Source organism: Bacillus solimangrovi (assembly GCF_001742425.1).
Taxonomy (GTDB): domain Bacteria; phylum Bacillota; class Bacilli; order Bacillales; family Bacillaceae_N; genus Bacillus_AV; species Bacillus_AV solimangrovi.
In genome coordinates this window covers 131285-151876 of record NZ_MJEH01000033.1, presented here as the reverse complement: position 1 = coordinate 151876, position 20592 = coordinate 131285, and the positions used below count along the sequence as shown (strand labels likewise).

The window sequence follows — 20592 nt, the reverse complement described above, 5'->3', positions numbered from 1 at the left end:
ATTGAGATGCAACAGTGATTGATCATAACTTCTTCAACAACCTTATCAAGAAAAATCCCTGACCGATTGTTTTTAATCACAAACGATCAGGGATTAATATTTAAAACCTGAATTTTTACTAGTTAGTGTCTCTCAATTTATTCCAGCTTCTATTGCACTTTCACTTCTACTTTATCTAATCGTTCATCCATACGCTTACGGTCACGTTCAATTACAGGCCGTAAATATTTACCTGTATATGATTGAGCTTCTTCACAAATTACTTCTGGTGTGCCTGTGGCAATTATTTGTCCACCCTTCTCTCCACCTTCTGGTCCTAAATCAATAATATGATCTGCTGTCTTAATGACATCAAGGTTATGCTCGATAACAAGAACAGTATCTCCATTATCAACAAGACGTTGTAACACCTTTAATAATCGAGAAATATCGTCCACATGTAATCCTGTGGTTGGCTCATCTAAAATGTAAAGTGATCTTCCCGTTGAACGTCGATGTAATTCTGATGCAAGCTTAACCCGCTGTGCCTCGCCACCTGAAAGTGTTGTTGCAGGTTGTCCAAGCTTCACATAACTTAATCCTACATCATAAATTGTCTGTAACTTCCGTTTAATCTTCGGTATGTTACTGAAAAATTCGACTGCATCTTCAACAGTCATATCAAGAATGTTAGCGATATTTTTATTCTTATACTTCACTTCTAATGTTTCACGGTTATATCGTTTACCTTCACACACTTCGCAAGGAACGTATACGTCAGGCAAGAAATGCATTTCAATCTTTATAATCCCATCTCCACGACAAGCTTCACAACGTCCACCTTTAACATTAAAGCTAAAGCGTCCCTTCTTATAACCACGAATCTTCGCCTCATTTGTTTGAGCAAATACATCACGAATATCATCAAACACCCCAGTATATGTTGCAGGATTAGAACGAGGTGTTCTTCCGATTGGCGATTGATCAATATCAATGACTTTATCAAGTTGCTCAATCCCTTTGATCTCCTTATTTGCACCCGGTTTCGCCTTCGCCCTATGGAGCTTTTGAGCAAGTGTTTTATAAAGAACTTCATTCACTAGCGTACTCTTTCCTGAGCCAGAAACTCCAGTTACACATGTAAATAGTCCTAACGGAATCGATGCATTGACATTTCTAAGGTTATTCTCTTTTGCACCCTTTATTTCAAGCTTACGTTCTTCGGATTTTCTGCGCTCAACTGGAAGGGAAATGAATTTTTCACCTGATAAATATTGTCCAGTTAATGACTTAGGATCATTCATCACGTACTCAGGTGATCCTTCTGAAATAATTTGCCCTCCATGTGCTCCTGCTCCTGGACCAATATCAATTAGATGATCAGCAGCAAGCATCGTATCTTCATCGTGTTCAACAACAATTAACGTATTCCCGATATCACGCATGTTCTTTAACGTATCGATCAAACGATCATTATCACGTTGATGCAAACCAATTGATGGCTCATCTAAAATATAGAGAACACCTGTTAAACGAGAGCCAATTTGGGTTGCAAGTCGTATCCGTTGTGCTTCACCACCTGAAAGAGTACCTGCAGCACGATTTAACGTTAAATACTCTAATCCTACATTTACGAGGAATCCCAACCTTTCATTAATCTCTCGTAAAATAAGGCGTGCAATTTGCATATCTTTTTCACTTAAGACAAGCTCATCAATAAAGCGATGTGAATCTTGTACAGATAGTGTAGTGATTTCTCCAATATGTTTATCATTAATTAATACAGCTAAGCTTTCCTTTTTCAACCGATGACCTTTACAAGTAGGGCACGCCTTCTGTGCCATATACTTTTCCATTTGTTCACGAACATAGTCTGAACTAGTTTCACGATAACGCCGCTCTATATTATGTATAACCCCTTCAAAGAAAATATGGTTCTCCCGTACTTGACCGAAGTCATTCTCATAACGGAAGTAAATCTTATCGTCGCCACTCCCATACAGCACTTTGTCTAATTGGATTTTCGGTATATCCTTAATCGGAACGTCCATATCTATTCCATAATGGGTACACACACTTTCCAAAAGCTTAGGATAATACTGAGAACTAGTTGGTTCCCATGGCGCAAGGGCATGATTATTTAAAGAGCGCTCCCAATCTGGAATGACTAAGTCAAGGTCTACCTCTAGCTTCGTACCTAAACCATCACATTTCGAACAAGCACCATAAGGACTGTTAAAAGAAAACATTCTCGGTTCAAGTTCACCAATTGAAAACCCACAATGTGGACAAGCATGATGTTCACTGAATAACAATTCTTCTCCATCAATAATGTCAACCATTACATTTCCTTCGGCTAATCGAAGAGCTGTTTCAACTGAATCGGCTAATCGAGATTGGATTCCATCTTTAATGACAACTCGATCAATGACGACTTCAATTGAATGTTTCTTGTTCTTCTCAAGTTCAATTTCTTCACTTACTTCTCGCATTTCACCATTAACACGTATTCTCACGTACCCTTGTTTCTTAATCTCTTCAATTACTTTGACGTGTGTTCCTTTTCTGCCAGATACGATCGGTGCTAATACTTGCAACTTTGTTCTCTCAGGATACTCCATAATTCGATCAACCATTTGCTCGACTGTTTGAGAAGTAATTTGAATACCATGTTTCGGACAAACAGGCTTCCCAATGCGCGCAAACAATAACCGTAAATAATCATATATTTCCGTAACGGTACCTACAGTTGAACGAGGGTTACGGCTTGTCGTTTTTTGATCAATCGAAATTGCAGGTGATAGACCTTCAATCGAATCTACATCTGGTTTATCCATTTGACCTAAAAATTGACGTGCATACGCTGAAAGTGATTCAACATATCGACGTTGACCTTCGGCATAAATCGTATCAAATGCTAACGATGACTTTCCTGAACCTGACAAACCTGTTACAACAACAAGCTTATCACGTGGTATTTGTACATCTATATTTTTCAAATTATGTGCACGGGCACCTTTTACAACAATCTCTTTCATCGACATATTCTTTGACCCTTCCTCTCTATCTTATTCGCCCTTTAATTCGATTAACAAATCACGTAATTCTGCTGCTCGTTCAAAATCTAGAGCCTTGGCAGCTTCCTTCATTTCTTGTTCCATTTTCTCAATCATTTCCTTCTGTTCATCCTTGTTCATCTTAGACAAGTTAGGCATACCTTCATTTTGCTCAGTATCCTCTGCCTCATAAGTTGCTTTTATTACATCACGAATGTCTTTTTGAATAGTTTTCGGAGTAATACCGTGCTCATCATTATATTTTTCTTGAATCTCACGACGACGTTCCGTTTCATCAATTGCAATTCTCATCGAGTCAGTAATTTTATCTGCATACATAATTACGTGACCCTCTGCATTTCGTGCAGCACGACCCATCGTCTGGATGAGCGAGCGTTGTGAACGTAGGAATCCTTCTTTATCTGCATCTAAAATCGTGACAAGTGATACTTCTGGAATGTCTAATCCTTCTCGTAGTAAGTTAATTCCAACGAGAACATCATACTTACCTATTCGTAAATCACGAATAATTTCAATTCGTTCTAATGTATCAATTTCCGAATGTAGATAAGCGACTTTAATGCCTACCTCTTTCAAATAATCTGTTAAGTCTTCAGACATTTTCTTCGTTAACGTTGTAACGAGTGTTCGTTCATTTCGTTCTACTCGTTTATTAATTTCACCTAATAAGTCATCAATTTGTCCTTCAATCGGACGAATATCAACGGTTGGGTCAAGTAATCCTGTCGGCCGAATAATTTGCTCAATCATCACTGGAGTATGGTCTTGTTCATAAGGACCAGGTGTTGCCGAAACATATACAATTTGATGAATATGCTCCTCAAACTCTTCAAATTGTAACGGACGGTTATCTAATGCAGATGGCAAGCGAAATCCGTGATCTACTAGCACTTGCTTTCGTGCCTTATCACCGTTAAACATCCCTCTCACTTGGGGTAACGTCACGTGTGATTCATCAACAACAATTAAGGAGTCTTTCGGAAAGAAGTCCATTAATGTATAAGGTGTTGAACCAGCAGGACGTAACGTTAAATGACGTGAATAATTCTCAATTCCGGAACAGAAGCCCATCTCCTGCATCATCTCAATGTCATAACGTGTCCGTTGTTCGATGCGCTGAGCTTCTAGTAACTTCTCATCGTCACGTAACTCCTTCAGACGTTCTTCAAGTTCCTTCTCAATATTTTGAATAGCAACCTTCATCTTCTCTTCACGAGTAACGAAGTGTGATGCGGGGAAGATCGCAACATGTTCGCGGTCACCGATAATCTCTCCAGTTAACTTATCTACTTCTCGAATTCGGTCAATCTCATCTCCGAAAAATTCGATCCGAATACAACGCTCATCTTTTGAAGCAGGTATAATTTCAACAATGTCTCCACGCACACGGAATGTCCCACGTTGGAAATCAATATCATTGCGATTATATTGAATATCAACGAGCGAATGTAACAACTGATTCCGCTCCATTTCCATACCAACTCGTAATGATACAACTAGTTCTTTATATTCTTCAGGTGAACCTAAACCGTATATGCAAGAAACACTCGCTACAATAATGACATCATCTCGTTCAAACAGTGAAGTTGTAGCTGAATGACGAAGTTTATCAATTTCATCATTCGTGCTAGAATCCTTTTCAATAAACGTATCTGTTGAAGGTACGTATGCTTCAGGTTGATAATAGTCATAATAACTTACGAAATATTCAACTGCGTTATTTGGAAAGAAATCCTTGAATTCACTATATAACTGACCTGCAAGTGTCTTATTATGCGCAATTACCAATGTTGGCTTATTGATTTCTTTGATAACATTTGAAATCGTGAACGTCTTACCAGTACCTGTTGCACCTAGTAACGTTTGATGTTTCTTACCGCTCTCTATCCCCTCCACAAGTTGTTTTATTGCATTAGGCTGATCTCCTTGTGGCTTATACTTTGACACTAATTCAAACTGCTCGTTCACTTCATAACCTCCGTTCCTTCCTTCATTTTCTAATAATATTGTATCATAAACTGTTCCGTGAAAACGAAAAAAACGAACTGATATTCGCATTTTTTTCTACTGTACATTTCAATCCTTAACAAACTACATCCACAGCCTCCAATAAAAAATTCTTTCTTCAAGTAACTTCACCATCAACTTGACATATTCATTTGTTATATTTAAAGAAAGGAATTACGTGACTGACATTAAGATTAATCCTTACAACACAGATGACATTGTGATTGATTAAATAGCTTAATTTACTATGAAAATCCATACCCATAAATCAATTTTTAATTGGACACTATAATTTTAGACAGAGTAATATTAATCTTTTTTTCACATCAACCTGCACAATTATTCATACCGTTATACTTTTTTTCATTATGATATATACATTTTCTCCAAACCATTCTGCAATTGTTGAATCTACTAATCGAATGAACATGATGTACTTACTCGGATAGATTTGATGGGAATCTTAATATAATTCGATGAAAAGGGGGGCAATTCATTGTTTCGAACATCAAAAAAGAAAATGTCTTTACTTCGATATTGGACGACACGTTATTTTATTACATTATGTATTGGATTAATGATTATCGCATTCATATCAGTTATATGGATTAGACAGACAACTTTAGAGAATCGTCTAAATGTGACGAATATTTTAGCAGAAGAAATTGCTGACCGTGTTGTTAACCAAGAAGGGCAAATCTATTTTGGTAAGAACTTAGTGCGTGTGTTAGAAGATCGTGCAAAGCTATTGAACATTGAAGACAAATTTAACCTCTATATTACTAGTAATGAGGGCAAATTGTTTTTCAAAAAGCCAAAAGTAATATCAAAAAGTACATATAGATTTGTTCGTACTGTTTTACAAAACGATAGTTCTTTACAAAAGCTGAAGTTACGAAATGGTGAACCACTTTACGTTATCAAAACACCGATAGAGGTAGACGGTACACAATTAGGTTGGGTCATTATTTCACAGGAGAAAAAGAATTTAATAAAGGTCAATCAAGAGTACGGATTGCTTGCTACTTTATTAATTAGCTTAGCTTTGCTAGGATGGGGTGTCATCTATGTTTTGTCCCGTAATCTATCTAAACCTATCCAAAGTGTAGCAAATGCTGCCAAAGAAATTCAAAGTGGATCATACGACATTCAATTAAACAATTCATTTAGAGAAAAAGAGCTAGATGAATTGGTGCAATCATTCAAACAAATGTCTTCACGTTTACAACAATTAGAAGCGCTCAGATCAGAACTTCTTGCTAGTGTAACACATGAATTAAAAACTCCTGTCACTTCTATTAGTGGACTTATACAAGCACTTAAGGATGAAGTAGTTCGGGGAGATGAGGCGAAAGAATTCTTATCCATTGCCTTAAATGAAACAAGTCGTTTGCAAACAATGGTACAAGACTTATTAGACTTTAATTCCTTTGCTGCTGGTGTCGTTCATGTTGAGCCTGAAGTGCACAATTTGAACAAGCTATTGCAAGAAATTGTCTACCAATGGCGCATTTTATATAAGAAAGACCTTGTAAATACAGAAATTTCCTTGCCAGAAGATGATATCTTCGTATCAGTCGATGCTAATCGATTGCAACAAATTATCGTGAACTTACTTAACAATGCACAACAAGCACTCGACACAAACGGGCTTATTCAACTTATCTTATATGTAAATGAGAACAAACAAGCTCACATTGATATTATAGATAATGGAACAGGTATCAACAAATCCGAACAAAATCTTATCTTTGAACGTTTTTATAGAGGGGAAGAAAAGAAACACAAGGTTAGAGGATTAGGAATTGGATTACCTTACAGCCTTATGCTCGCTCAATCCATGCATGGAAACTTATATTTAAAAAGTAGTTCTCCTAACGGGACAACGTTCACCATTGTTCTACCCCAAGCTAATATGTAACCTCTATCTTATATAAGAAACAAATGAACACATAATAATCCCCCCTTCAAGACGATGATTTTCATCATGAAGAGGGGATTATTATACTTCTAACAATTTCCAGAACATTCATTTCATTGTTACGAACATTTACAGTAATTCAAGTGCACGATATAACAAAACTGCAAATTCAGATTGCTTCATTTCTGTGTCTGGCTTAAATGAGCCATCGTTATAACCTGTGATCATTTTTTCATTTATCGCATAAGCAACTTCTTGATAGCCTTCATGTGAACGACTAAAGTCATTAAATGATACAGCTTGCTGCTTTTTACTTTGCTCGTCAAATTCTCCTAACACTCCTACAATTTTCTTTACCGCTTCAGCTCTAGTAAGAAGCTTGTTTGAATTTAAGGAATTTGAACTATCGATAACATTCTTATTTATCATATAAGAGACGACATTTGAGTTCGTTAATTCGATTTCAGATCGGTTCATTTTAAGCAATGCATTTTTAAACATTGTCATAGCTTGTCCTTCTGTAATTGACTTATTAGGACTAAAGTCTTTCTCTATAATTTGTAATTCTTTTAATCTCTCAATATATGAATAAGCCCAATAGCCTTCATTATAAACTTCCTTTTTGACAGGTACTTTCACTTCTACTTGCTTCGGTTCTTTTAAGACTTTCCTCGCTCCAATATACCTTGCTCCCCAATAAAACGGATCATTAATTGATGATATGATAACACCACTTGAGGTTGAAGAATGGATAAACTTTCCATCTCCTATGTATATGCCATTGTGTGAAGGTCCAGATCGATATGTTGAAAAGAAAACGAGGTCACCTTTCTCTAAATTACTCTTTGAAACTGGTGTACCGATATTGTATTGTTGATCAGATGTTCGTGGTAACGTAATACCAGCTTTTTTGAACACATACTGTGTATAACCAGAACAGTCGAATCCATTTGGTGTCGTTCCACCCCATGAATATGGAACACCTTTATATTTGTTTGATATTTCGATTAGATTATCAACCTTACTAGAAGCATCTGTTACTGTTGGAACCGCTAACAACATTACGGCTAATGAAACTGAATGAATAATCTTCTTTCTCATCTTCACGATGCAATACTCCTCCTATAAACATGATGTTAAACAATGATGTTTTTTCCTCGTTTATATGGATGTCTCTTTAATGAATCGGAAGAGATAACCATCATTTCGCATTAGTTTATTCGATTTCCTGCAATACCAATCCTTCTCTTAATCCACGTTCATTATAAAGGAGATAATTCAGGTACAAGTAGTAAGATTCGCTTTAAATATGAACATTCTGTGACACTTTAAAGCTCAAAAGAAAAATTTTCCTGTATTTTTAAAATGGTATAACAACTTTCATTTACAATGAAATATTAATTTAATTTTGTTACCTTTTTGTTATTTTTCAAAACAAAAAAAGAGGGTCACATTTTGACCTCTCCAACTTCAATTAAACATATTTATTGTTCATATTTAAGTAATAATTGTTCGCTTCTAACCCTTCTGCTATTGTTTCTCGATTCTTCGCGATACTTATAAATAATGTCTTCGCATTCTGGCTCTGTTCACCTAATTGAGTAGATAATTGTACTAACTGATCTTTCTCCTGCTCAACTTGATCAATGAATCTCTTAATATCTTTGAATATCTGCTCTGAATCATTAGCTTTTTCCTTCCCACTTTCAGCAAATGAAACACCTGTATTTGAAATTTCTTCAATTAACTCAATTTCCTTCAATAAATCAGTAATAGAATCTTCAGCTTCCTTCGTAGCTTTCGTGCTTTGATCTGACAGCTTCCTAACCTCTTGTGCTACGACGTTAAAACCTCTGCCTGCTTCACCTGCTCTAGCAGCTTCTATTGATGCATTTAACGCAAGCAAATTCGTTTGTGAAGAAAATTTCTTAAGGGAAGAAATAATGCCAATTAACGAATTGGACAGTTCAGTTAAAGTATTAATTTTATTTAACATAGCATTTGACTGTTCCATTAAATCATCCATAAACTTAACATTCTCAGCTACTTTTTCAATTCCTTCATTTGTATGTACAGAAGCTTTCGAAACATTTCCATTTACTTGTTGAGAAACAATAGATATTTCTGATGAAGTATCCACCATTTCTTCTGCCCCTTTTAGAAATTCATTCATATATTGTTTTTGCTCTTCCATAACCTGTTGTGCCTTTTGCACAACATTTTTTCTATCCTGCCTAACATCGCTCTCCATTTCTCACCACACCCCTATACCAATTACTTTAACTAACTATGCTTATTAATAGAAAAAATTTCTTCTTTTTTAAATATATCATAATCACTAACAAGTACAGGTACAGTAACTTCACCTATTTTTTCTTGCAATGCTGCTCTTTTCTCTGGATGCTCAAACAAATTAACAATCGAGATGTCGATGTTAATAGAATTAAGAAACTGAACGGCTTTGTAACACATAGTACAACCCGTTATGATATATAACTTATACTGTGTGCTCATTTTAATCACGTCCTCTATAAGTGCCTATGCATATTGTATTAAGTCTAAAACAAGTTATCCGTAACCTAACTTACAATTATGATATAATCCTATACACTACTTTACCGTTGTTCATACAATAAATATTGGAAGGTGATTGTTGATGGATAAATTATCACTCTTGTCACAAATCAACTTATTAGATGAACTACCTATGGAAGAATTGAAGGTTATTGACGAAATAAGTGAGATGCAACCGATTAAAAAAGGGACGATCATACTTGATCCAATAAACCGTTTAGAAGCCATTTTTCTATTAAAAAAAGGGCAAGTCCGCTTATATAGAATGAACGCACAAGGAAAGCAATTTACAGTTGATATATTAATTGATGGGAGTATTTTCGGTGAAACATCTACACTTTCTTTAACAGACGATGAAATCTATGCTGAAGCAATGACCGACTGTTACATTTGTATGATGGGAAAAAAGGAATTTGAAACGTTTATTGAGGAAAACCCTAAGATCGCAATTAAATTCATTAATATCTTATCTGCTCGTCTCAAAGAGATTTACAGCATGAGTGAAAAAATTGCATTAAGCGATGTCAAACATCGTATTTTATATTTATTACTTAATTTAAGCGAAAAATCAGGTAAACGAAACAAAGAATGGCAAACGATTAATGTGAAGCTCACCCACTTAGACATCGCGAATATGATCGGCTCTACCCGAGAGACGACAAGCGCAATTATAAGTCAATTCAAAAAGGATGGTATTCTTAAGAAAGGAATCCGTTCATTATCAATACATGAAGCAAAAGCAAGAGAACAATTAGAAAGAATGTAGTCAAAAAATAACTATTGTAATTCTAGAGTGTGGAGAAATCATATATTTCTCCACACTCTATTATATTTGCTCAAAAAATCTATGTAACGATAACCTCTTCTAACCTTCACCTTCAATTACTATACATTCTATTTACAATACCACCTGTAATCTTATGATTGGTCAACTATGTGCATATTGCTGTTTGGTACTTATTCCATTTACTATAAATCATCACATAATAAAAAGGCTGATCAGATTGATCAGCCTTTTTATTATGCTTTTGTCCAATTAGGTACTAATTCAATCCCCGCTGCTTCAAGAGTTGTATATACTGGACAACGCTTGTCAACTTTACCTTGTAATTCATCAATGCGCTCTTGTGATTCACTTGTATCTACTTTTGCATTTATCGTTACTTTTTCAAAGTAAGGTTTAACTGTTTCATCACCCATTAACCCACGTGGATCTAGCACCCCAACGATATCGAAATCGATTCCCTTTAGATCAAAATTGATTTCTTTGGCAACTAAATTTGCAATTACATTTTCACATCCTGCTAAAGAGCTTAATAATGTTGATAGCGGATCTGCACCCGAATCTTGCCCACCCATATTTGGTGGCTCATCTATTGTAATTGTATGATTACCCGCATTCAACACCGACTGCATTCCCTTTGACTTTCCTGAAACTTGAACATTTATTTTTGACATCATTACTACCTCCAATATTATTTAACTACACGTATAGCATATTATTTTCTTCGTTATATATCTGTAATCTAACTTACAATCTAACTAAAAAAGAAACTTCCACTAATGAAAGTTTCCTTTTCTTATCGTTAATTGAAGTGAATACACAGTTATCTTTATCACGTTTCAACTGACGCTAAGACTCCCACTTCAAAACTTAAGAGAATCAACGAAGTTTAAGTGGGAGAGCAAGCGTCAGTAATTACCTGATTGGTTCAACTAACTATCAGTGGGGGATGAAGAAAAACCGCCACTGATAGAAGTTTCACTTTATCTAAACCACTTAATATACTTTTCCGTAATTGCTGGGATTTTCCCGTTAAACAATTTTTCTCTCCAATACATATCAGCTGTTTGTTGCAATGCTGCTCCATGTGTAGGATATGGATGAATAACATTTGATAGATCACCAATCTTATTACCGTTTGTCATCGCAAATACAATTTCCTGCATCCAATCACCTGCATTTGATCCAACTGCATGTGCACCTAAAATATGACCTTTCTTATCAGTAATGACCTTTACCAGTCCTTCAGTGTCACGATCTGCAACAAATCGATCAACATCATTCAACTCTTTTTGGTACACTTTTATATTTTCATCACCATATTTTGCACGTGCTTCAGTTTCCGTTAATCCTAAATGAAAAACTTCTGGATCAGTAAAAATAACATATGGAACATTCTTATACGAAACTTTCTTTTTGATCCCAAATACAGCATTTTGAACAATCAGTTTTCCTTCCATACCTGCTACATGAGTAAATGGCATCGCACCGTTTACATCACCTACAGCAAAGATATGTGACTGTGATGTTTGTAAATACTCGTTCACAACAACGTACCCTTTTTCCGTCTTCACCCCAGCATTTTCAAGACCTAACGTTTCAATATTAGGTTTGCGACCAGCCGACATAAAAAGCGCATCAACTGTCAGATGTTCTACTAGGTTCGTATCGATATTTTTTACCGTAATTACAATCTCATCATTCTGTTTATCTACCTTCTCTAAACTGCTGTTAAAGTGGAAAGATAATTCTTGTTCAAGCCTATTTTGTACTGTTTCTGCTATTTGTTCTTCTTCCCTAGCAAATAGACGTGAATGCCGTTCAATAACAGTCACATCAGTTCCAAATCTAGAAATAGATTGTGATAGCTCTAATCCAATTGCTCCTCCACCGATCACTGCCATTCGCTTTGGAGCTTGCTTGAGTTTGAAAATAGTCTCATTCGTTAAATAGTCAACACGATCAATCCCTTCAACTTGAGGAATGAATGGCGAAGAACCTGTCGCAATTACAAATCGTTTCCCTTCAATCTCAGTACCATCTGTCACCTTGACCTTATGCTCATTCACAAATGTTGCTGCTCCAGTGATTACATCGATGCCTAAACCCTCGAATCGTTCATGGCTATCATGATGTTGAATCGTTTCAATCGATTGCCGTACTCTGTCCATTGCAACTGCTATGTCCGCTTCTCCCTCAATCAATAAGCCAAACTCAGCAGCTGACTTCCTTGCTTGATGAACAGCTTTCGCACTTGTAATGAGTGCCTTTGAAGGTACACACCCGTAGTGTAAGCAATCACCGCCAAGTAATGAGTTCTTTTCAATTAATGCTACCTTTGCCCCCATACTTGCTGCTCCTGCTGCTGCAGTTAATCCTGCTGCACCACCACCAATAACAACTAAGTCATATTTACTCAATGGATTTATCTCCTTTCAAATCTGATTGCTGAAATTTTTTGCGAAAGAATAGCGGAATGACACTTACTGCAACAAAGAAGAGAACAGCTCCAACAATTAACTTCCAATCTCCTTCTGCAACACTATCACCGAGAAAGTTGTAAGCAAATGTTCCTGGGATAATTCCAATTGTTGTTGCCAAAATGAAAGACGTGAAACGAACTCGAGATAATCCAGATGAATAGCTTACTAGATCAAAGTTAAACAATGGTATTAGTCGGAATATAAGCACATAGAAAAACCCGTTCTTATCCAGCTGCTCTTGAATTCGTTGAACTCGTTCGTTGGACGTATCCTTAGAGATATTTTTCCCAAACCTTCTTGCAACGAAAAATGATAATGCTGCACCTAACACTGCACCTATAATGGTGTATAACATTCCACCTAACGCACCAAACGTTGCCCCCCCAGCAAGGGACAATATAGACGCAGGAAATAGAACTAACGGACGTATCGTATAAATTCCAATATAGATTAACGGCGCAATCACACCGAAAGATAGAATCCAGTCTCTAATATCGTCAGCTGTAAAATCAATATATTTCTCTTTAACAATGAGTAATACAGCGATGACAACGAGCGCGCCACCTAACTTAACCCAACGCGACATCTAATTCATCCTCTCTTAATAGTGGTTTGAAATGAAGTAAAGATGATTTTGAATAACTAATGTATACCAATTCATTTTCACCTAACTGGTCTGCCAAAGGGAGTGAAAGATGCTGATCTAATTCTTCAATATAAAAATGATAAAGATTATTTCCATACAGATACGTTTTCTTATGAACCGTTGCCATGTATGTGCTGCTATTCACCATTTTCAGATCATTTCTTTGTAGAACCTTCAGTGATGACAGGGGGACATACCCTTCCTTTAAAACAAGACCATCTCCAAAAAAGGAAGCAACAAAAGCATTAACAGGTTCATTACGTAGCTGCTCTGATGTTCCAATTTGTTGCACCTTGCCCTCATTCATTACAACTGTTACATCTCCCATATACTCAGCTTCAACTTTATCATGTGTGACAAAAATAGCTGTTATTTTTTCATTCTGAAATAAATCCCTTACGAAGCAACGCAATTCCTGACGTAACACTGGATCAAGCATACTAAACGGTTCATCTAACAACACAATCTTTGGCTTTCTGGTTAGTGTACGAGCTAGTGCAACACGTTGCTTTTGTCCACCTGATAATTGATGAGGATAACGTTTACCTAACTTCTCCAGACCGACTTTTTTCAAAAGCTCATGTCCACGTTCAATACGCTCACTACGTTTTACTTTTTGCATTTTCAACCCATATGTGATATTTTGAAGCACGTTCATATGTGGGAACAGGAGTGGCTCTTGAAACACGAAACCTATACTCCGTTCTTCAGGTTTTAGCCCACTTACATCTACACCATCAACGATAATAGAGCCTTCACACCGTTCCAAACCTGCAATACAGCGTAACAATGTCGTTTTCCCGCACCCAGATGGTCCTGCAAGACTTATGATCTTACCTTTTTCTATTGAAAGATTTAAGTTTTGAAATAGACTTGTCTGAAAGTCCTTATTCAAGTGCTGTATGCTAAGATATGGTCCTCCCATCACAAGCCCTCCTAATCTTTGTTTGTAATCAAGTTATATGATTTAGCAAATAATTCAGTTATCCCTATAAATATAAGAGGTAGAATAGCAAACAATAATGAAAAAGCTGCCATTACTCCTTTATTTGCTGTTTCAGCAAATGGATAGAAGATAATTGGGAATGACGTTACAATTCCTCCTCCAATGATAAGCGTAATTCCGTATTGACTTAATGAAATGACGGAAGTAACAAGAATAGCTGCATGAATAGAAGGTTTCAGCAACGGAACAGTAATATGACGAAACGTCTGTGTTCCAGATGCACCTAACATGCTTGATTGCTCTTCCCACTTCTTACCTAGTTTTTCAAAGCCATTTTTCATAATTCTTATCGTATAAGGTAATGTTGGTATTAAATGTGCCACGATTACTCCTAGAAGATGATCAGTTAACCCTAATTGAATCATCTTCAAATGTATGCCCATAATGATGAGCAAGACTGGAATAAGAATCGGATATAACAGTAACACTTCAGCTATTGCTTTCCCTTTAAATGATTCATATGCTAATATTCGAGCTACTGGATAACCAAGTACCAAATTAAGGACAACGACACTTGCCGTTAACACAAGTGAGGTTCGCATTGAAGATAAGAGTTGCGGTTGAGAAAAGACCGTATGCCAATGTGATAAAGTAATGTTCGATGGCAAGATTTGAGGCCATTGTGTTGTTAACGTTAGGCTAGAAATAACAAGGTAGAGCATTGGAAAGCCAATAAACAGCATTAACATAAGCGTAAGGCTAACTTTCCATATTGTTTTGCTTAGCAAAGCTAACTCCCCCTCATCACTCTTTCTCTATACTTTTGTGTCGTCCCTAACACAACCATCGTAATTACTAATATAATGATTGAAATGACAAACATACCAGCTAAAGCATCTGGTCTCTTCAACCAACCACCTTGATAAAACCACTCAAAGCTTAATACAGCAGTCATCTTCGGTGATGTCGCTCCTAGTAAGTAAGGAACTTCGAAAGCTCCCACCATAAACGCAAATATGATCACACCTATTTCAACTAGGAATGGCCAAAGGAACGGCCAACGCGCATCCTTAAACTGATGCCATTTTCCTCCACCTTCCATTCGAATCACTTCTTCAAGACGACTGTCGATTTGTTCATAAATTGGAATTAACATCAATACGACAAACGGAATTTCCTTCCATAAATAAGTAAGAATAATACCAATTCCTTTACGGTCGTACACAAGATTAGGAAATGATGACATTTCATTTAAGAGATCTAATTGATACATGATTGAGGATATCCAACCACTCTGACTAAAGAACAATAAAATTAAATAACCAGCAACAAAGTGAGGAAACAGCATCGGAAGCCACATCATTGCCTTCCCCCACTTCTTTAAGCCAAATTTATAAATAAAGTGCGTAAGTATTACACCAACAATTAATGCGAAAAAAGTCGAAACTACTGAAACATATATACTGAACGTTAAGCCTTTCATAAACCGCTCATTTGCAAAAAGATCTTGATATACATTCACGCCACTTGAAGTCGTTTGAATAAATGCTGCTACTCCTGCGTACAATGCAATTCCTGATGTTAAAACTAGTACAAGCAACAATATCATCCAATTAGAAAGTGATTGATTATTTTTCAACAACTTCCTCATACCACTCATCCTTAATCCATTCAAGGTAACTTGTATCTAATTCAGGTAAGTATTTTTCTTTAAGTACATCTCGAGGTACGACTGATTGTCCCCCTGATAACAGTTCGATTTGATTTTTTTGCTGTTCTTCTAATTTTGTATAATCAAGCACTGTACCGTCTCCCCACATCGATGAATCAAGCTTCTTCAATTGAGCCTCTGGTGAAAGGAGGAAGTTAATCGCAACCGCTGCACCTGCTGGATTTGGTGAATTATATGGAATGCTTAAATAATGTGTATTTCCAATTGAACCTTCGTTGAATACATATGATTTTGTTGACTCTGGGAATACACCTTCAGCAATCAAGCTTTCCGCTCTCGCTTCATTAAAGCCCATCGTCATCCATACTTCTCCACTGCTATACATTTGATCCAGTTGAGAAAGTGATACTGGGTATGTCTCTCCATTCCTCCATAGATCAGGTTCAAGTTCATTTAACGTATCCCACATTGCCTTACTTTCTGACGTCAAGTTTACATCTTCAAATGGTTTTTGTAACTTCTGATGATTTTCTGTCGTCTCGTATAATAAATGGCGAATAAAAGCATTCCCTGTAAAATCCGTTGGTTCTGGATATGTGAACTTACCAGGATGTTCAGCTACCCAAGATTTTAACTCTTCAAAGCTTTTAGGTGGGTTATCCACCTTACTCGCATCATAATTCATGACAAACTGTACGTTTCCCCATGGTGCTTCTAATTCATCGATAGTTGTACCCATATCTGATTGAGTGAACCCCGCTTCTGCACCTATATAATTCTGTACACTTGGCAACTTTGAAGCAAATGGTCCATATAATAAGTCATTTTCTTTCGCTGATTTGAAATTCTCTCCGTTAATCCAAATGACATCAATCGTTCCCTTATCTTTCTCTGCCTTCTTTTCCGTTAACAGCTTCTGAAGGAACTCATTCGTATCTAATGGCACTCTCGTTAGCGTCATATTATGTTTGTTTTTCAATTCAACCGTGACATAATCATCGATATATTCGTTAATGCCACTATCTCCACCCCACATATAGAGGCGAACTTCAGTCTCCTCTGCTGCACGTTCAATTTCTTCCCAACTCATCTCATTCAAATTCACCTGTGTAGTTTCATTATTATTGTTATCCGCACTACAAGCTGAAAGAAGAAAGAGTCCTACAATTAATACAAGTAATTTCTTCATCTCTTCTCCCTCCTTATCTTATCTCAAGTGTACAAAATCTTTTATCATATGAATGTAAGACACCTTACATTTGATTCTATTTGCTATAGGTTACAATATAAAAAACAAAGTATAAAAATTATTTAATATTTTACTGTTAAACTTAAGAAGGTACAGTTGTAAGATTGACAACTTGTCCAACCGCTGTATGATTACTAACCTATATATAACACATTTGACTCAAAAGGGGCGTTGCAAAATGCTTGATACACACGCTAGAAAATATGTAGATCCATTTATTAATAAGACTGCACATCTATTATTAAAAGCAAAATTATCTGCAAATCAGGTCACGTTTATTGCTTTTTTAGTTGGTTTTTCATCAGGTTTATGGATTTATTTAGATATGAAAGTAGTAGCACTTATTTCATTATGGTTATCTGGCTTCCTCGATAGTGTAGACGGAGCAATGGCACGAAAAACACAAACATCACCTTGGGGTACATTAATGGATATAACGTTCGATAGATTAGTCGAAATAAGTGTCATTTTAGGGCTTGCTTTTCGCTTTCCATCCTCAATGTGGGCACTCCTGCTATTAAGTGTCTCAATCATCTTTGCGATGACAGTCTTCTTAACTGTAGGGGCATTGTCTGAGAGAAAAGGTATTAAGTCCTTCTATTACCAAGCAGGACTTGCTGAACGGACAGAAGGTTTTCTCTTATTTAGTGCGATGATTATTTTCTCAAACGCTCTTACAGCGATTACCCTTCTATTTTTGGCTGTTGAACTTTTCACCACATTTCAACGTCTATTTGAAGCAAAAAAACTATTATCGTAACGATTTTGTAGGAGGATTCTTATGAAACGCTTAATTCTTGCAGGATGTGGTCATGCCCATGTGTACTTGCTCAAACAATTTGCAAATTCGAACGTAGATGATGTCGAAATCCTTGTATTCTCACCTTCTCGTTATCAATATTACTCAGGTATGTTCTCTGGTTATGCAGAAGCAATCTACAAATTAGAAGACATACGAATTGATATTGAACAAATGGCAACAAGTGCAGGCGCTACACTCATAAATGAAGCTGTTGATAAGATTGACGCTCATAACAAGAGCATTACAACGGCAAATGGGCTGAACTATCATTTTGATATCCTGTCAATTAATACAGGCTCTATCATCAACGATCATCATATTGCAAACATTGAGCAATATGCCCACTTCATTAAACCAAACAATCATTATCAACAATCTGTGCAAGCGTTACAAACAGCAACACAACCTGTCGTTGTTGGTGGAGGTGCTTCAGGTATTGAGCTTTCAATAAGCCTTGCCTCTTATCGAAATCAACACAAACTTGATCAAACACCTGTTTCATTAATTTATCCTGAAGAACACGTCCTTAAGCAGTTTCATAATGAATCTCTATCAAAACGAGTAGAAACAGAATTAAGTAGAATAGGTGTCCAACTCATACCAAATACTCGTATTCACTCTGTAAAAGAGAATATGCTTCAATCCACTAATAATGAACATATTACCTACTCTGAATTACTTTGGCTAGCTGGTATTCGTGCACCTTCTTTATTTAATAAATCAAACTTACCTACAAATACTGATGGCTTCTTACTCGTAAATAAGCAACTATGCGTCCCTGAATATCCGTACATATTTGGTGCTGGAGATTCAGTTACAATGAAGGAGCATCCAAATCTTCCGAAGGCAGGTGTCTATGCAATTCGACAAGCTCCACTTCTTTGGAAAAATGTCATAAAGGCACTCCGTGATGATAGCAGCCAACTAGAAGTCTTCAACCCACAGAAGAATTATTTAGCGATTCTTTCTTTAAGTAATCATTATGGTGTTGCGATATACGGAAAGCATTATATGTTTGGAAAGTTCGCTTGGAAATGGAAAAATTATATCGATACTAAGTTTATGAATCAATACAAATAATCTTAAAGAATAGTGTAACAACCTAATCCTTAAAAAGACAGTTCAGAGAAATATCTCGAACTGTCTTTCATTTAGTTTCTATTATGTTGTTAATCTATTTACATCCAACCATCTATAAATAACTCAAATTTCTTCTTTAACAAACGATAGTCGATTTCAGCAGCAGATAGTTCTTTCTTTGCATTTAATACATTGATACGTGCTTTTTCTAATTCTTGCTGTGAAATGTAACCGAGCTCAAACCGTTCCTTCTCTTGTTCATAAAATAACTCTTCATTTTCAACATTTTCTTGTAGGACATCCAGTTGTGCATGTAGATAATCAAACTGATGTGCATAATTATATACCTTTAACTCAATTTGACGCTGTTGTTTTAGGTGGCGAATATCAGCTTTCTCTACTTCAAGCTCGTAATAGTCGTCTAAGTCATTTTCTGCTTTACTTCGTTCACTTCTGGCTTCACTATATTGTTCTTCCTTAACATCCAAACTCACTTCTGCTGTTATTTTGTCACGTTTCAACTCATCTAGTTCTTTTTCTAGTTTCTCAACTTCAACTGGATTCGTTTCACTTTTTATTTTATCTTCAACAATTTTAATTTCTTGAGACAAATCCTCTATTTCTGTTTTAAAGTTTTCAATTGATGTTTCATAACCGTCTCCTCCTAATACAGGAAGGTTATCAACATCATCTAATATGTCGTCATACGTATCAACTGCTGTTTTTAACGGAAAGAGTGATTCATGTTTCCTCTTTAATTCCTCAGCTAATGGCTTTGGATCATATGCTGATCGTGATAATCTTTTGAACGAAGGAATTGTTGAAATACTGAAATCTTCTTCAATTGATTTTCCGATTTTTTGATTAAATTCATATTTCTTTTGATCGACTTGCTGCTTTGCTAATTGTAGTGACAGTTCAGCATTTTTAATACTCATCGAAGCTCGTAAAACATCGGCTTGTGATACAAGTCCTTCTTTATACTTTTCATCAATAGCTTCTTTTTCTTGTTGCGCGATTGTGAAATTTTCTCTCTGTAATGTCAGTGCTTTTTGCTGTTTAATATATTGATAGGTTGTTTCGTAAGCTCCATACTCTCTTTGCCATACCTGTACCTTATCTTGATAGTCTGCTTCTGCTTCTGATATATCCTCAAGTTCGTTGAAGCTTCCCATATATTTCATCGCAGCAGAAGATAATGACACATCTTCTTCTTTTTGTTCTAACTGAAGATCTAAATCACTATTTTCTATTTTCTTGACTGCTTCAGTCACTGAATATGTTGTTTTTGCTTCACTACTATTAACTGGAATAGTACCCCATAGTACAACCGAAGCAATAATAATTGCACGCTTCATATTATTCACCCATT

General features: G+C 36.2%; 17 protein-coding genes. 4 read left to right on the top strand and 13 right to left on the bottom strand.

The window, feature by feature from the left end:
- Positions 1 to 149: 149 nt before the first annotated feature.
- Both uvrA and uvrB read right to left on the bottom strand, forming a co-directional pair.
- Positions 150 to 3023: an excinuclease ABC subunit UvrA gene (gene uvrA / locus BFG57_RS12250; RefSeq protein ID WP_069717774.1), complete on the bottom strand. Its 2874-nt coding sequence runs from the start codon at positions 3021 to 3023 to the stop codon at positions 150 to 152.
- A 24-nt stretch (positions 3024 to 3047) separates the two neighbouring features.
- The gene (gene uvrB, locus BFG57_RS12245; RefSeq protein ID WP_069717840.1) at positions 3048 to 5024 is read right to left on the bottom strand and encodes an excinuclease ABC subunit UvrB; all 1977 of its coding nucleotides are present in this window, start codon (positions 5022 to 5024) and stop codon (positions 3048 to 3050) included.
- Between the two features lie 535 nt (positions 5025 to 5559).
- Here uvrB and BFG57_RS12240 point away from each other — a divergent pair.
- Complete coding sequence (locus BFG57_RS12240) at positions 5560 to 6984, top strand: HAMP domain-containing sensor histidine kinase (RefSeq protein WP_069717773.1); 1425 nt, start codon at positions 5560 to 5562, stop codon at positions 6982 to 6984.
- Between the two features lie 129 nt (positions 6985 to 7113).
- On the opposite strand, the gene BFG57_RS12235 is transcribed toward BFG57_RS12240, so the two are convergent.
- The 3 genes from BFG57_RS12235 to BFG57_RS12225 form a co-directional block, all read right to left on the bottom strand.
- Positions 7114 to 8085, bottom strand: a complete 972-nt coding sequence (locus BFG57_RS12235; RefSeq protein WP_245676756.1) for a C40 family peptidase — start codon at positions 8083 to 8085, stop codon at positions 7114 to 7116.
- A 373-nt stretch (positions 8086 to 8458) separates the two neighbouring features.
- The gene (locus tag BFG57_RS12230) at positions 8459 to 8998 is read right to left on the bottom strand and encodes a methyl-accepting chemotaxis protein (RefSeq protein ID WP_425388516.1); all 540 of its coding nucleotides are present in this window, start codon (positions 8996 to 8998) and stop codon (positions 8459 to 8461) included.
- Between the two features lie 269 nt (positions 8999 to 9267).
- Entirely contained in the window at positions 9268 to 9498 is a 231-nt protein-coding gene (locus BFG57_RS12225) for a glutaredoxin (protein ID WP_069717770.1), read from the bottom strand.
- A gap of 142 nt (positions 9499 to 9640) precedes the next feature.
- Between BFG57_RS12225 and BFG57_RS12220 the strand changes: the two genes are divergently transcribed.
- Entirely contained in the window at positions 9641 to 10324 is a 684-nt protein-coding gene (locus BFG57_RS12220; RefSeq protein WP_069717769.1) for a Crp/Fnr family transcriptional regulator, read from the top strand.
- A 254-nt stretch (positions 10325 to 10578) separates the two neighbouring features.
- On the opposite strand, the gene BFG57_RS12215 is transcribed toward BFG57_RS12220, so the two are convergent.
- The 7 genes from BFG57_RS12215 to BFG57_RS12185 form a co-directional block, all read right to left on the bottom strand.
- Complete coding sequence (locus tag BFG57_RS12215) at positions 10579 to 11019, bottom strand: OsmC family protein (RefSeq protein WP_069717768.1); 441 nt, start codon at positions 11017 to 11019, stop codon at positions 10579 to 10581.
- A 306-nt stretch (positions 11020 to 11325) separates the two neighbouring features.
- Positions 11326 to 12762, bottom strand: coding sequence for a dihydrolipoyl dehydrogenase family protein (locus tag BFG57_RS12210; RefSeq protein ID WP_069717767.1), 1437 nt, complete (start codon positions 12760 to 12762; stop codon positions 11326 to 11328).
- Positions 12755 to 13411, bottom strand: coding sequence for a TVP38/TMEM64 family protein (locus tag BFG57_RS12205; RefSeq protein WP_069717766.1), 657 nt, complete (start codon positions 13409 to 13411; stop codon positions 12755 to 12757). Before BFG57_RS12205 ends, BFG57_RS12210 begins: the two co-directional genes overlap by 8 nt.
- A complete protein-coding gene (locus BFG57_RS12200; protein ID WP_069717765.1) occupies positions 13395 to 14396 on the bottom strand; it encodes an ABC transporter ATP-binding protein in 1002 nt (333 codons plus the stop codon). Before BFG57_RS12200 ends, BFG57_RS12205 begins: the two co-directional genes overlap by 17 nt.
- 11 nt (positions 14397 to 14407) lie before the next feature.
- Positions 14408 to 15205 (bottom strand): ABC transporter permease, encoded by a 798-nt coding sequence (locus tag BFG57_RS12195; RefSeq protein WP_083249232.1) that lies wholly within the window; start codon positions 15203 to 15205, stop codon positions 14408 to 14410.
- 2 nt (positions 15206 to 15207) lie between these two features.
- Positions 15208 to 16068, bottom strand: coding sequence for an ABC transporter permease (locus BFG57_RS12190; protein WP_175428341.1), 861 nt, complete (start codon positions 16066 to 16068; stop codon positions 15208 to 15210).
- Positions 16046 to 17278 (bottom strand): ABC transporter substrate-binding protein, encoded by a 1233-nt coding sequence (locus BFG57_RS12185; RefSeq protein WP_069717764.1) that lies wholly within the window; start codon positions 17276 to 17278, stop codon positions 16046 to 16048. Before BFG57_RS12185 ends, BFG57_RS12190 begins: the two co-directional genes overlap by 23 nt.
- A gap of 238 nt (positions 17279 to 17516) precedes the next feature.
- Between BFG57_RS12185 and BFG57_RS12180 the strand changes: the two genes are divergently transcribed.
- Together BFG57_RS12180 and BFG57_RS12175 are read left to right on the top strand one after the other, a co-directional pair.
- On the top strand, positions 17517 to 18098 hold the full coding sequence (locus BFG57_RS12180; protein WP_069717763.1) for a CDP-alcohol phosphatidyltransferase family protein: 582 nt from the start codon (positions 17517 to 17519) through the stop codon (positions 18096 to 18098).
- 21 nt (positions 18099 to 18119) lie between these two features.
- Positions 18120 to 19220, top strand: coding sequence for an NAD(P)/FAD-dependent oxidoreductase (locus BFG57_RS12175; RefSeq protein WP_069717762.1), 1101 nt, complete (start codon positions 18120 to 18122; stop codon positions 19218 to 19220).
- 98 nt (positions 19221 to 19318) lie between these two features.
- On the opposite strand, the gene BFG57_RS12170 is transcribed toward BFG57_RS12175, so the two are convergent.
- The gene (locus BFG57_RS12170) at positions 19319 to 20587 is read right to left on the bottom strand and encodes a TolC family protein (protein ID WP_069717761.1); all 1269 of its coding nucleotides are present in this window, start codon (positions 20585 to 20587) and stop codon (positions 19319 to 19321) included.
- Positions 20588 to 20592: the final 5 nt, after the last annotated feature.

What these genes read in the sequence shown, in the direction of transcription:
- BFG57_RS12205 (WP_069717766.1), bottom strand. Translation starts at nt 13,411, where the DNA reads ATGTCGCGTTGGGTTAAGTTAGGTGGCGCGCTCGTTGTCATCGCTGTA.
- BFG57_RS12230 (WP_425388516.1), bottom strand. Translation starts at nt 8,998, where the DNA reads ATGGAACAGTCAAATGCTATGTTAAATAAAATTAATACTTTAACTGAA.
- BFG57_RS12200 (WP_069717765.1), bottom strand. Translation starts at nt 14,396, where the DNA reads ATGGGAGGACCATATCTTAGCATACAGCACTTGAATAAGGACTTTCAG.
- BFG57_RS12225 (WP_069717770.1), bottom strand. Translation starts at nt 9,498, where the DNA reads ATGAGCACACAGTATAAGTTATATATCATAACGGGTTGTACTATGTGT.
- BFG57_RS12190 (WP_175428341.1), bottom strand. Translation starts at nt 16,068, where the DNA reads ATGAGGAAGTTGTTGAAAAATAATCAATCACTTTCTAATTGGATGATA.
- BFG57_RS12175 (WP_069717762.1), top strand. Translation starts at nt 18,120, where the DNA reads ATGAAACGCTTAATTCTTGCAGGATGTGGTCATGCCCATGTGTACTTG.
- BFG57_RS12235 (WP_245676756.1), bottom strand. Translation starts at nt 8,085, where the DNA reads ATGAGAAAGAAGATTATTCATTCAGTTTCATTAGCCGTAATGTTGTTA.
- BFG57_RS12185 (WP_069717764.1), bottom strand. Translation starts at nt 17,278, where the DNA reads ATGAAGAAATTACTTGTATTAATTGTAGGACTCTTTCTTCTTTCAGCT.
- BFG57_RS12215 (WP_069717768.1), bottom strand. Translation starts at nt 11,019, where the DNA reads ATGATGTCAAAAATAAATGTTCAAGTTTCAGGAAAGTCAAAGGGAATG.
- uvrA (WP_069717774.1), bottom strand. Translation starts at nt 3,023, where the DNA reads ATGTCGATGAAAGAGATTGTTGTAAAAGGTGCCCGTGCACATAATTTG.
- BFG57_RS12180 (WP_069717763.1), top strand. Translation starts at nt 17,517, where the DNA reads ATGCTTGATACACACGCTAGAAAATATGTAGATCCATTTATTAATAAG.
- BFG57_RS12220 (WP_069717769.1), top strand. Translation starts at nt 9,641, where the DNA reads ATGGATAAATTATCACTCTTGTCACAAATCAACTTATTAGATGAACTA.